Source organism: Thioalkalivibrio sp. ALJ1, from assembly GCF_000745395.1.
GTDB lineage: Bacteria > Pseudomonadota > Gammaproteobacteria > Ectothiorhodospirales > Ectothiorhodospiraceae > Thioalkalivibrio.
Window position 1 is genome coordinate 160,591 of sequence record NZ_JQIW01000004.1, and the last position, 12,984, is coordinate 173,574.

A 12,984-nucleotide genomic window follows, 5' to 3' on the forward strand; every position below is an offset into this window, starting at 1 on the left:
GGTCATCGCCTTCCTTGAGTATAGGTGTGTGGTCCGGATTTGCCGGGGCATCGTAGACCCGCGTTCTGCTAGGCTATGCGCCTCACCTGCCACCGTAATCGAGTGTCTTTCGCATGAGCTTTCGTACCCGTTTTGCCCCCAGTCCCACCGGCTATTTGCATATCGGTGGTGCGCGTACCGCGCTGTTCTCCTGGCTGTATGCCCGTCATCACGGCGGCGAGTTCGTGTTGCGCATCGAGGACACCGATCTGGAGCGCAGTACGGCCGAGTCCGTGAATGCGATCCTGGAGGGGATGAACTGGCTGGGGCTGACCTACGATCACGGGCCGTTCTATCAGACCGAGCGCTTTGATCGGTACAAGGAGATCATCGACCAGCTGATGGCCTCGGGCCACGCCTACCGCTGCTACTGTTCGAAGGAAGAGCTGGATGCGATGCGCGAGGAGCAAAAGGCGCGCAAGGAGAAGCCGCGCTATGACGGCCGCTGTCGTTCGCGCACCGAGCCGCGCGAAGGTGTGGAGCCGGTGATCCGCTTCCGCACCCCGGACGAGGGCGTGACCATTGTCGACGACATGGTGCGGGGAAAGGTCGCCTTCCAGAATAGTGAACTCGATGACCTGATTATTGCCCGTTCCGATGGCTCGCCGACGTATAACCTGACGGTGGTGGTCGACGACATGGATATGGAGATCACCCATGTAATCCGGGGCGACGATCACCTGAACAATACCCCGCGACAGATCAACATCCTTAAGGCGCTGGGTGTTGAGCCGCCGCGCTACGGCCATCTGCCGATGATCATGGGCCCGGACGGGGCCAAGCTGTCCAAGCGTCATGGCGCGGTATCGGTGATGCAGTACCGCGACGAGGGCTATCTTCCGGAGGCCCTTCTGAACTACCTGGTGCGTCTTGGGTGGGCCCATGGCGACCAGGAGATCTTTTCACTGGACGAATTGGTGCGCCTTTTCGATATCGAGGACGTGAACCAGTCCGCCTCTGCGATCAACCCGGACAAACTGCTGTGGTTGAACCAGCACTACATCAAGACGCTGGATCCCGACCACGTGGCCCTGGAATTTGGCTGGCACCTGGGACAGTTGGGGATTGACCCGTCCAATGGCCCAGCGATGCGCGACGTGGTGATCGCCCAGTGCGAACGCGCACGGACTTTGCGCGAGATGGCCGAGAATAGCGTGTACTTCTATCGCGAGTTCGAGGACTACGACGAGAAGGCCGCCCGCAAGCAGCTCACGCCCGAGGCGGAACCGGTGCTGCAGACGCTGCATGATGGTTTCAGTGCCCTGGGGGCGTGGGACAAAGAGCCCCTGCACGAGGTCGTGGTGCATACCGGTGAACGCCTGGATCTCAAGCTTGGCAAGGTCGCGCAGCCGCTGCGTGTAGCGCTGACGGGGGGTACGGTGTCGCCGCCGATCGACGATACGCTGGTGCTGATTGGGCGCGAGCGGGCACTGGCCCGGATCGATCGTGCGCTCAAGAAAATTTCGGTCGCTGCGGGTTGACACATTTGGGGGTGCTGGCTACAGTACGCGCTCGCCTGACACGGGGCCATAGCTCAGCTGGGAGAGCGCCTGCATGGCATGCAGGAGGTCGGCGGTTCGATCCCGCCTGGCTCCACCAAATTTAGGCGTACTGCGAGTTCACCAATGCACCGTTTTGGCGTTATATCCCTCTATGTGGGGCTGGTGATTGCAGTAGTCGGATTGATCGGCGGATTTGGGTTGATGATTTCCGGGGAACAGACCTGGTCCAAACCTCTCATCGCGCTGGTACCGATCGGGTTTTTGCTGGTATTCAGTGGTCTGGTGACGACGCTTCTGCATCGCGCACCGGGTAGCGAAGAAGACCGGCCCAAGGGCCCACCCGAGTAACGAAGACGTTGCCTCTACGTCCCCATCGTCTAGAGGCCTAGGACACCGCCCTTTCACGGCGGCGACCGGGGTTCGAATCCCCGTGGGGACGCCATATCCCGAAAAGGCCCGAGCCGAAAGGTTCGGGCCTTTTCTTTTTGTAGCCGTAGCCGGTGCTGAGTCGAGCACCGCTATTCCGGTCAGGCGAGGCGGGGGTCGCGTTGGCGCGGCTCGTCCTCGTCAGGGTGTGGTCGCGGAATGATGCAATGGTTGATGCGCAGGAGTTCGCGTTCCGCCCAGGTCTGGACCTCTTCTTTTTCCGCGAGGCGGGCATAGTCCAGAAGCGCCAGGCGTTCAATGTTGGGGTTGCCCTGCTCATGCGCGGTACGGCGAGCGCATTCGAGTTCTTCCCAGCCTTCGGCTTCCTTGCCTTGACCAAGACTGAGCAGGGCGTTGGCGCGTAACCGGCGAATGGCCGCTTCGAAGCCCAGGTCACCCCGTGTTCTGCAACTTGCGAGGGCCTCGTCGGCGACCTCAAGGCGGCGTTGGGCCGGCGCGTCGGCGGCCTGCAGGGCGTCCAGCAGGATCAACTGAAAGATCGTGTTCACGCCATCCATGATGTGGCTCATGGCATCCACTTGCTGCTCGATCACCTCGTGGGCGGTCGCTTGTCCCTGGCGCGTCAGGGCCCAGCTTTCCAGGGTAATGCCCGCCGCACGCCACAACGGATAGTCGTATTCGCGTGCGATGGCCAGCGCGCGGCGGGCCGCGGGAAGGGCCGAGTCGGGATCGTTGCCGTAGAAGCCGAGCGCGGCACGGAAACTGTGGACGAAGGCCTCGGTGGGGCGATGCCCGAGCTGGTCGGCCTGCTCGCAGGCGGCATCCATCTCGGCCCAGGCGCGGGCGTGATTGCCGAGGTAGAGCAGGGTCCAGGCCATGAAGCCACGGGCGCTGATGGCTGGGTTTTCGGTGTGACGAGCGACTAAAGCGGGATGGTCTTCGTCTTGGTAGAGCTCGACCGCCCGGGTTTGGTGCTCCAGCGCCTCGGCAAATCGACCCGTCCAGAAGTGGGTGTTGCCCTGGACGTAGTGCGCGGCGATTTGCAGCAGGCGGTCGCCGGATCGCTCGGCGAGGCGTTCCATCTCGTTGGCGAGCCGATGGGCCTCTTCGAAACCGTGCCAGGAGCCCGCCCCGTGCCATAGGCCCCACAGGACGCGGAAATACTGTACCGGGTCCTGCTCCGGCGCGGTCAGACGCATCGCGCGTTCAAAGATGTTGTTGACTGTGCGCGATCCGTAGCCCAAGAGGGCGAGATTGGAGGCGCCCAGGCCGCCCAGCGCGCGCAGGGTCGTGCTTTCGTGCTCGGGTCCTTGGTCACCTTCTTCGGCCTGCTGGCGATCCAGGCAGTTGAGAGCGTCCTCGAAGTAGTGCGAGGCCTCCGGGAGGATCCCGCGCGCGAAGGCGTCTTCGCCCGCGTCTAGCCAGGCCGCGACGGCTTCAGGATAGCGATGGGCATGAAACAGGTGATTGGCGATGCGACCCCAGTCGGCTGACTGCATGCCATTCTCGGAGTCTTCGCGCATCAGGTCGGCCAATTGCCCGTGCAGGCGGGTACGCTCCGAGACCAGCATGGATTCATAGGCGGCCTGCAGGAACAGCGCGTGCCGAAAGCGATAGCGCACACCATCCACCATGCCGGCCGGTTCGATGAATCCCTTGCCGGTGAGGCGGGTGAGCTGGCGGCGAATGGCGTCTGCCGGTTGCCCGCGCAGTCGGCTCAGGATGCGGGTGTCGAAGTCGCGTCCGATGACGGCCGCGAAATGGGCAATCTCGCGGGCGCTTCCCAGCTGCTCCAGACGCGCGACCAACAGATTGGACAGCCCCGGCGGCAGGGTGTCGGGTAGCTGCCCGCTGCGCGCGCCCTCAAGCGCATAGCGAGTCAGCTCTTCGAGAAAGAGGGGAACCCCTTCGCCTCGTTCAATCAGCTGTTCGCGTAACGTGCCGGGGAGGCGCCCGTGGGCATCTAGGCGGTCTACGAGCGCGCGAGCCGCGTCGTGGTCCAGGGCGTGCAGGCGGACGTGTTTGAGAGATAAATCGCGCCAGGAGGACCGGAAGCTCATGCGGGCCGTGAGGATCGCCATGATCGGGCGGTGGCGGGAACGCTGATACAGGCGGCGCAGGAATTCCGAGGTTCCCGAATCCATCCAGTGCAGGTCATCGCAGATCAAGAGCGTGGGGCCGTGCGCCCCCCGGCGGTGGATCAGCTCCACCAGGATGTCGATGATGCGGTCGCGATCCAGCCCCTCGTGTAGAAGGCTCTCGGGCCCTTCGGCATCGGGGTGGGCGAGCCAGCGGCCGAGCTGATCGGCGAGTTTGGCGGGCGTTCCCGCTTGTTGCAACGCCCCGGCGAGGCGCCGCAGACGGGCTTCTCGCAGGCGGTCGCGACCCACCCATGCGGCAAAGGCCTGGCGTACTGGCGCGAGGAGTTGGCGCGCGCGGTCCTCGCGGCATTTCAGCAGGTAGCGGGAGCGGGCCTGGGCCCGCACCTGAAGGTCGAGGCTGCGCGCGAGGCGGCTCTTGCCGAGCCCGGCTTCCCCCTGAATCAGAATGTACCGAACCTCGTCGTTCTCCAGGACGTGGTCCCATTGTTTGCGCAGGTCCTGCAGTTCGGGATTACGGCCGGTCAGGGGTGTCTGGTCGAGCTGGCTTTGGGCATCCACTCGATCCAACGGGCCCGGGTCCCCGGTGACGTGATAGGCGCCGGAGCCATCGTCCAGTGGCCGGAACGTGAAATAGCCGGAGATCCGAGCATGGGCGTCATGGCTGACAAGCAGGGTGCCGGGGTCCGCATGCTGGGCAAGCTCATGGACCCGGGCGGTGAGCTGGCCGGTCGGGTCGGGGAGGTCGGGATCGGCACCGGTGACGATCAGGTTGCTATCGACGGCGAGACGCAGCTGGCTGTCGCCGGGGGCGGTCTCCAGGGCCTGCCAGGCGGCGTGGACCGCGTCGACTGTGGCCTCCTCGCGCCCGGCGGGGTAACCGAAATAGGCCAGGAGGCCATGGCCGGGGGCGGGTACGACGTGTCCGTGATGGCTTAGGAGCACGAAGTCGATGTGCTCCAGGGCGCGGTTCACCTGTTGTTGCTGGACTTCGATGTCGGCCGATGGGTCCGGATGGACGTGGCAGGCGACGACGGTGACACGGCGCCGTTCGGGGCGCAGGACAGGCGGCTCGGCGTCTTCGGCGGAGGCGTGCTGGCTGGAGTTCTCGGCCCGCTCGGCGCCCAGGATCTCTTCGCGAGTGCGGCTCAGGAGTTCGCCGAGCGGCTTGCTGGACTCGGCCTCCAGGTGGGCGTAATGCTCCAGGGCGCGCTTGGGATGTCCAGTGACTGCCAGGGCCTTCATTAACAGGTGGTGGAGAGTCTCGTCGTGCGGCTCCATTGCCAGCAGTCGATGGAGCTCGGCGAGCAGGGGTTCGCCCTCGTTGGGCTTGGCCAGCTCGGCGAGGTTGTGAGTGATGAAGACCAGCAGGTTCTGCCAGTGCTGTTCGCGTTGGTTTTGCGCCCAGGTCCAGAGTTCGGGGAGATCCTGCAGGGGCCGCAGACCTTCCAGGAAGTGCCCGCGGTAATCGGAGACGATGGCGAGATCGGGGGGCGGGGCGTTGCTCTCGCGGCCCTCCGTGGTGCGGCGCTCGGAGCGTGCGCGTTGCAGAGTCAGAAAGTCGACGCGTGATCCGGTCTGGGGCTGGAAGCGTACATAGCGCGGGGTCGTGTCGAGCAGAGGCGGATCGCTGTTGGGCAGCTGTCGACGCAGCTGGAACAGGCCCTGGCGCAGGTTGACCCGGGCGCTGTCCGCGTCCAGATCGGGCCAGAACAGCCGCGCGATCTCCTCGCGCGGGATGCGCCGCCGGCTTTCGGCCGCGACGTAGGTCAGGAGCAGGCCGAGCTTGGTCCCGGACAGAGCGGGTATGTCACGTTCTCCCACACGCACGCCGACCGTGCCGAAGGTCGTGATTTCCATATGCGCCAAGTGGCCTCCCTTCTGTTGCTTCGCTTTCGTCCGGCTGCAGCGGGCGACTGGATGGCGCCTGCCGCGTTATTCGGTGTTACTGGGCAGCCCGATTCGATTGTAGCGGGATTCGGGGACAGCAGTTAGTCGATCCGGATGGTGGCGTAGCCCTGGCTCTCATAGCCCATGATGGACAGGAAGGTGTTGCCGACCAGTTGGATGCCGGGCAGCAGATCATCCTGCGTCAGATCGAACCGCCGGGTGGCGATGCTGCAGGCCTCCATGTGCACGCCTTCGCGCGCTAGCAGGTCTTCCAGTCGCTCATGGATGTGGCGTACGGCAGAGACGTCCTCAAGCTCCAGGTGATCGGTGGAAGCAGCGATCATTCCCGCGGCACCACCCCGAAACGCGAACATCATTTCCGGTTCCAGGCCTTGGCGGACCATGTCGTCGTAGGTTTCCTCGATCACACTGAGGCGAGCAATCAGGCGTTCGGGATCGCCGATGGTGATGTCCCAGAGGATGCGCCCGTTTTCCAGGCCGGCAATTGCGCGCTCGTCGGAAGGCTTGTCGGCGAGGGCGGCCGTCGGCAGCAAGAGGCTGAAGCCCAGGAGGCTAGTCAGCAGCATTTTCATGGTGTTCGTCCCTTACTTGCACGTCATGTCTCGAGAATAGGGGCGAATCGACCAAACTGCACGTTTGGTCGGCTGCCGTACCATGCCAATCGCCTGCGTACCCGGTCGATTGGACCCGCACCGGAGAGCCGGGGCCCGCGCTGGCCCCAGATCCGTTAGTGGCCGTGGTGGCCCTTGTGCAGGTATTCGACCCCTTCGAGGCTTTGCAGCTGGATCTCGCGGATCGGGGTGTAGCGCGAGGAACCCGGGCCGACAATCTCTTCGGTCAGACGGATGCGGTAGGGCGCTTGGTTGTTCAGCAACTGGCCGACATAGCGCTTGCCCTCGTGGTTCAGGCGCACGGGCGAGGTGCTGTCGTAGCGGCTGAAGTTGTAGCTCACACCCTTCGGGTACTGCAGGTTCTGTTCGGAAAAGTTCATGCTTGGGCCCTGTTGGATCATGTGTTCTTAACGGCCTCGAAGGCCTGGAGTGCGGCCAGGCGGCTGGCCTTCAGGTCAACGATGGCATCGGGATAGCCGCGGGTGCCGCCGGCGCTCGGGGCGTGAATATACCGCGTTTCGGTGTCCTTGAGCACGGGCAGGTAGCGGCGTACGAAGGTACCTTCGGGATCGTATTGCTCGCCCTGGCGCTGGGGGTTGAATACCCGAAAGTAGGGTGCGGCGTCTGCGCCACAACCACCGGCCCACTGCCAGCCCAGGGTGTTGGCGGCCAGATCGGCGTCTACCAGGGTGTCCCAGAACCAACTTGCGCCGAGATGCCAGTGCAGGCGCAGGTTCTTGGTGAGAAAGGACCCCACAACCATGCGCAGCCGATTGTGCATCCAGCCGGTTTCCCACAGCTGGCCCATCGCGGCATCGACCAGGGGGATACCGGTGCGGCCTTGTTGCCAGGCGACCAGATCCTGCTGTGACTCGCGCCAGGCAAAGGCCTCGAAGCGCGGGTTCAGCGGTTGTTCCGGGGTGTGCGGGAAGTGGTAGAGCACATGGTGGGCGAAGTCGCGCCAGCCGAGCTCGCGTACAAAGGCTTCGGGGCCGCCGCTCTCCGGGTCCAGCCCGGCCTCGCGCAGGGCGCGCAGGACTTGGCGCGGGCTGATCTCGCCGAAGTGCAGATACGGTGACAGGCGCGAGGTGCCGTCGTGGTCCGGCCGCTCGCGACCCTCGGCGTAGTCGCGAGCGGCCTCGGGGAGAAACTGTTCCAGGCGTTGGTGGGCGCCGGCCTCGCCGGGTGACCAGGTGGCCTGCAGCCCTGCGGCCCAGTCGATTGTGGGCAACAGCTCGAGTTGTTCGAGGGACAGCGAGTCCGGCCAGGCCCGGGGTGCCGGGAGTGTCTCGGGTGCGGGCAACGGATCGCGGTCGATGCCGCGTTGGCGGCAGGCCTTCCAGAAGGGCGAGAAGACCTTGTACGGGCGACCTTGTCCGGTCTCGACCTCCCAGGGTTCGATCAACAAGTGGCCGTTGAAACTTCGCACCTCCAGCCCGTCGGCGCGCAGGCCAGCTTTGATGTCCTGGTCGCGCAATACCAGCGCGGGATCGTAGAGGCGGTTCCAGTAGACGGCCGTAGCCCCGGTCTCGTTGACCAGGGCGCGCAGTGTATCGAGGGTGGGGCCGCTTCTCAGGACCAGGCGGCTTCCCTGTCGCGTCAGCGCCGCGTTCAGGGCCTCCAGGCTGTGGTGCAGCCACCAGTTGGAGGCGGCCCCGGGTTGCCAGGGGGCCTCTTCGTCCGGGGCGTGGATGAAGACCGGGATGACCGGGCCGCCGTTCGCCAGCGCGGCGTGCAGTGCGGGCTGGTCGGCCAGGCGCAAGTCGCGCCGCAGCCAGACCAGGGTGGGCGGGCTCTTGGCCATCAGATGCGGTCTCCTCGTCTCAGGGTATCGCGGATCGTGCCGGCCCGTTTGCGGATGGCCCGCAGGCGGTCGGGGTCCATCTTCTCCAGGTGTTTCCACTGCAACGCGGTGCGCGGGTGGCGGGCAAAGCGGTCCTGGTGACGGGCGAGGAAGTCCCAGTACAGCGTGGTGAAGGGGCAGGCGCTTTCCCCCAGGGCCTCGGCCGGGTCAAAGGGACAGTGCCGGCAGTAGTTGCTCATGCGCTGGATGTAGCGGCCGGTGGCCACGTAGGGCTTGGAGGCCATGCGGCCGCCATCGGCATACTGGGACATGCCGATCACATTGGGGAGTTCCACCCACTCGACGGCGTCCACGTAGATGCCTAGATACCACGTGTGGATCGCTTCGGGGCGCACGCCCAGCAGCTGTGCGAACAGACCGGTGACCATCAACCGCTGGATGTGATGGGCGTAGCCGTATTGCAGGGTCTGGCCCACGGCCTGATGCAGACACTGCATGGACGTGTCGGCGTCCCAGTAAAAGGCGGGGAGCGGCTCGTCGGCCTCCAGGGCATTCCAGTCGTGCCAGGCCTCGCCAAAGTGAAAATACAGCCCGCGCACGTACTCCCGCCAGCCAAGGATCTGGCGGATGAAGCCCTCGACAGCGGCCAGAGGCGCGTGTCCATTGCGCCAGGCCTGTTCGGCCGCGTCGATCACGGTGCGCGGATGGATCAGGTGCAGGTTCAGCGCCGCCGAGAGGCGGGCGTGATAGAGCCATGGGTGATCGGTCCACATCGCGTCCTGGTAGGTGCCGAAGTGGGGCAGGCGGTGCGTGATGAAGTCGTCCAGGACCTGTTGGGCGTGTTCGGTGGTGACGGGACAGTCGAAGTGGTCGGTCCCCCCTGGAAGCTCGGGCAGATGCTGGGCGACGTCCCGCAGGCACTCCTGGGTCAGGGCGTCCGGCGAAAATCCCAGGGGTGCAGGCAGCAGGCCGGGTCCGTCACGGCCGAAATGGCCTCGATTGTCGGCATCGAAGTTCCACTGTCCGCCGGTGGGTTCGCCATCGTTCATCAAGATGCCGAGGCGTGCGCGCTGTTCGCGGTAGAAGTACTCCATGCGCAGTTGCTTGCGCCCCCGGGCCCAGGTGGTGAAGGTCTCGAGGGTGACCAGGAAGTGCGGGTCGTCGAGGATCTCGAGCGGGATGGAGCAGGCGTTGCAGGCCTGTTCCAGCTCGCGCTGGATGCGGTGTTCACCCGGCTGTAGCACTTGTACCTGTTGTGGCTGCAGCCGCAGGAGATTCTTTCTAAGGGCTGCGCCGAGAGTTTCCTCCGAATGTTCGCCGAGACGACGGTAGTGGACGCTCAGGCCGGCATTGTGACGATCCCTGGCGAAATGGCGCATGGCCGAAAGGAACGCGGTGGTGCGTGCTGCGTGCGAAGGCACATGCCGGGACTCCGCCACCACCTCAGCCATCCACAGGGCGTCGTGGTCAGGGTGCAGTTCCTGGAGGCTGGGTTGGTTCGGGTCGAGCTGATCGCCAAGGATGACCAGCAGGCGGCGGATGCCCTTGGGAGGAGGAGGCACTGGGCCGGTGGTCCGAACGGCAGTGGGCTAAGCGTTGAGCTGCCGGGCAAGCCGGGCAGCGGCTTCAAGTGGCGGTCCGGGCAGGACTTCAACCTCCCGGGCATGCTCCAGTTGCGACAGTTCCAGCGCGGCGGAGCCGGCGAGGTAGCAGGTCGGCCCCGGTTGCTGGAGGATTGCCTCCACGCGCGGCAGTTCCGGGCTGCGCATCAGCTGCGATGAGGCGTGGATGATGAACGCCGGTGCATTCAGGCGCTGGATCAGGGTTTCGAGTCCGGCAGGGCTGGTGACATCGAACAGGGGCAGGGTCTGGAGATCCTGTCGTGCGCAGGCCAGCTGCAGGAGCATCCCGCCGACCTGTTGGTGTCCGCCACCCAATACCAGACAGGGGCAGGATGGCCCCTCGCAGGCGCGGAGCGCGGCCCGCAGTTGGTCGGAGAAGGCCGCCGTGGCCCAGGCAGCGAAGACGGCCAGGCGGGCCTCGCCCTCGGCGTTATGCCGCGACTCCTCGCGCAGCCGCCGGTAGATTTCGAGGAAGGCGCTCTCGTGTACCCCGTTCCAGCCGTGGCGCATGACCAGGCGTGAATAGGTGCGGTCCAGGTCGCCGATATCGAGACGGGTCACCGACTCATAGAGCGTTTCCGCGATCGGGTCCATGGTGTGGGGTGCGATCCCGGGACCTGGGCTCTCGCGGCGGTCTGGCTGAGCGGCCGGAGATGGCTCCTGGCGAGTGGATGCGGGATCCGCCGCTTTCGGCTCGTCGGTGAGCACGCGGTGCACCTGGGACACCGGAATGCCTTCTTCCAGTAGCTCCATGATGCGTTTGATGCGGGCGATGTCCCCGGTACTGTATAGCCGGTGCCCCTTGGGCGTCCGCATCGGGCGAATCAGCCCGTAACGGCGTTCCCAGGCGCGCAGGGTGACGTCATTGATACCCGTCTCCGAACAGACATGCCGGATCGGGTAAAGCCCTTCCTGATCTTGGAGTCCGATGTGCGTTGCGCTCGCCATGAAGTAATTGTACGACATCTATACAGCAGATGTACAAGGCCGTGCTCCGTTTCGCGTCGCCGCGTCTCGGATATGTGTCCGATCGTCCAGGCCGGGATGAACCTTTGGTACACGTCCGTCCACCAAAGAGTAGCAATCTTCACAATATGATGCTGGGAGTCGACATGTTTGTGCATTTCGGAAGGTACCGGGTTGCCCTGATTACCGCTTTGTTGCTGGGTGCGATGGTTCTGCCGAGTGTGGCCAAGGCCAATCCGGAAATGGCGGACAGCATCTCGCCCTATCTGCGCCTGCACGTAGATGATCCGGTCAAGTGGCGTGGCTGGGACCCGGCCCTGCTCGACAAGGCGCGTGAAGAGCAGCGGCCCTTGTTGATCTCCAGCGGCTACTACTCCTGTTACTACTGCCACGTGATGCAGGAGGAGAGTTTCAAGGATGAGGGCATTGCCGAGCGTCTGAACGAGCATTTCATCCCGGTGAAGGTTGACCGCGAAGTCGATGGTGCCCTGGATAGCTACCTGCTGGAATTCCAGCGGGCCACGGCCGGCAGTGCCGGCTGGCCCCTGAACGTCGTGGTGACCCCTGACGGACATGCGCTGACCGGCGTGGTGTATGCCCCGCGCGATCAGTTTGCCGAATTCCTGGATGGCATCACCGAGCGTCTGGATGCGGACTACGACGCGCTGGTGGATCTGGCACGCCGTGGGAGTGAGGAGTTGTCCACCCAGTTGCGCGAAGGCGAGGAGCCGATGTCCGACAGCCGCGCCGGGCGTCTGCCACAGGTGTTGTGGAGCCGATTTGAAAGGGAGGCGGATGACCTTGAGGGTGGCTTTGGCCAGTCCACCAAGTTCCCGCATTCGCCCTGGCTTCGAGCCATGCTGGAAGCGGATCAGGCGGACGATGCCCCGGACTGGATCCCCGAGTTTCTCGAGATCACGCTGGATGAAATGTCCGGATCCGGGTTGCGGGATGTGCTGGGGGGCGGGTTTTTCCGCTATTCCGAGTCCCCTGACTGGAACGAGCCCCATTTCGAGGTGATGCTGGAGGATCAGGCGCAGCTAGCCTGGTTGTATCTTCAGGCCGGCGAGCACTACGGCCGCGAGGACTGGATCGAGCTTGGACTCGAAAACCTGGATTTTGTTAAGCGGGACATGGCGTTGCGCGAGGACGACATGGGCGAGCAGGCCGAAACCTCGGCGGACGGATTCCGCGGTTTTGCCTCCAGCCTATCGGCCATGGACGACCAGGGTCGGGAAGGCGGTGCCTATCTTTGGCCAGAGGAAGACCTGGAGACGGCACTGGAGGGTCACGAGAATCCCGAGCTCGTGCGTGCATGGTTCGGCATGGAAGGGTCCTCGGTTTTTGATCTCGGGCATCTGCCCCGAAGTGGCGACAGCAAGGCCGAGCTGGTCGAACGCTTCGACCTCGACCAGGACGCCGTGAAGGAGCAGATCGACGCCGGTCGAGAGGCGCTCATTCGAGCTCGCGAAGAGCGGGGTCTGCCGCGCGACGAGAAGGTCCTGACGGGCGCTCACGGTTTGTTGCTGTCGGCGCTGGCAGTGGCCGCCGACCATGACGAACGCTTCCGTGAGGCGGGCGAGGCCGTACGGGACTGGTTGCTGGAGGTGGCCGATGACCCGGCGGCACTACCGGCATTGATGGGGTTGCCCGCAGACCAGGCGGGTGCGGCGACGTTGAACGACTATGCCTTCGTTGCCCAGGGCCTGAACGACTGGGAGCGGCAGCAGGGGGAGGGTGGCACCGAGGTGGTCGCGGCCCTGCTCGAGAACGCCTGGGAACGCTTCCTCGACGCGGACGGCTTTCGCCCGGAACCAGAGCCCCCGCTACCGGGCATGATCTCGCAGCGCTTCCATCCAGCCGTGCATCGGCCTTCGCCCACCACGCTCATCCTGGCGCTGACCGAGGAATTGGCCGAGAACCACGAGACGCTGGAGGCCGCACTCACCGACTATGACCTGCGCCCGGGACGCGCCATCGAGAGCGACCCGCACCATCACGCCCGCCTGATCCTCTGGCTCCAGCATCGCGCGCGCTGACGGG

Annotated in this window: 9 protein-coding genes and 2 tRNA genes; 5 read left to right on the plus strand and 6 right to left on the minus strand. The window is 64.8% G+C overall.

Going from position 1 to position 12,984, the window contains the following annotated elements; genetic code table 11:
- The first annotated feature begins 113 nt into the window (after positions 1 to 113).
- The 4 genes from gltX (at position 114) to F462_RS02160 (ending at position 1,983) form a co-directional block, all read left to right on the plus strand.
- The gene (gene gltX, locus F462_RS02145) at positions 114 to 1,520 is read left to right on the plus strand and encodes a glutamate--tRNA ligase (protein WP_038051263.1); all 1,407 of its coding nucleotides are present in this window, start codon (positions 114 to 116) and stop codon (positions 1,518 to 1,520) included.
- 42 nt (positions 1,521 to 1,562) lie between these two features.
- Positions 1,563 to 1,638, plus strand: a tRNA-Ala gene (locus F462_RS02150).
- Between the two features lie 26 nt (positions 1,639 to 1,664).
- Positions 1,665 to 1,889, plus strand: a complete 225-nt coding sequence (locus tag F462_RS13585; RefSeq protein ID WP_018139993.1) for a hypothetical protein — start codon at positions 1,665 to 1,667, stop codon at positions 1,887 to 1,889.
- Positions 1,890 to 1,907: 18 nt separating this feature from the next.
- Positions 1,908 to 1,983: transfer RNA gene (locus tag F462_RS02160), tRNA-Glu, on the plus strand.
- A gap of 85 nt (positions 1,984 to 2,068) precedes the next feature.
- On the opposite strand, the gene F462_RS02165 is transcribed toward F462_RS02160, so the two are convergent.
- The 6 genes from F462_RS02165 to F462_RS02190 all read right to left on the minus strand — a co-directional run bounded on the left by F462_RS02165 (position 2,069) and on the right by F462_RS02190 (position 10,941).
- Positions 2,069 to 5,887, minus strand: a complete 3,819-nt coding sequence (locus tag F462_RS02165; RefSeq protein WP_038051265.1) for an AAA family ATPase — start codon at positions 5,885 to 5,887, stop codon at positions 2,069 to 2,071.
- A 131-nt stretch (positions 5,888 to 6,018) separates the two neighbouring features.
- Positions 6,019 to 6,510 (minus strand): DsrE family protein, encoded by a 492-nt coding sequence (locus tag F462_RS02170; protein ID WP_018875039.1) that lies wholly within the window; start codon positions 6,508 to 6,510, stop codon positions 6,019 to 6,021.
- A gap of 155 nt (positions 6,511 to 6,665) precedes the next feature.
- Positions 6,666 to 6,929, minus strand: a complete 264-nt coding sequence (locus F462_RS02175) for a hypothetical protein (protein ID WP_026181413.1) — start codon at positions 6,927 to 6,929, stop codon at positions 6,666 to 6,668.
- A gap of 17 nt (positions 6,930 to 6,946) precedes the next feature.
- Positions 6,947 to 8,353 carry a cryptochrome/photolyase family protein gene (locus tag F462_RS02180; protein WP_018875040.1) on the minus strand — a complete coding sequence of 469 codons (1,407 nt, stop codon included), beginning with the start codon at positions 8,351 to 8,353 and terminating at the stop codon, positions 6,947 to 6,949.
- On the minus strand, positions 8,353 to 9,915 hold the full coding sequence (locus F462_RS02185; RefSeq protein ID WP_208854118.1) for a cryptochrome/photolyase family protein: 1,563 nt from the start codon (positions 9,913 to 9,915) through the stop codon (positions 8,353 to 8,355). The genes F462_RS02180 and F462_RS02185 overlap by 1 nt, the downstream gene beginning before the upstream one ends.
- Positions 9,916 to 9,942: 27 nt before the next feature.
- Complete coding sequence (locus F462_RS02190; RefSeq protein WP_038051267.1) at positions 9,943 to 10,941, minus strand: MerR family transcriptional regulator; 999 nt, start codon at positions 10,939 to 10,941, stop codon at positions 9,943 to 9,945.
- A gap of 128 nt (positions 10,942 to 11,069) precedes the next feature.
- On the opposite strand from F462_RS02190, the gene F462_RS02195 reads away from it, so the two are divergent.
- The gene (locus F462_RS02195) at positions 11,070 to 12,980 is read left to right on the plus strand and encodes a thioredoxin domain-containing protein (protein WP_051918100.1); all 1,911 of its coding nucleotides are present in this window, start codon (positions 11,070 to 11,072) and stop codon (positions 12,978 to 12,980) included.
- Positions 12,981 to 12,984: the final 4 nt, after the last annotated feature.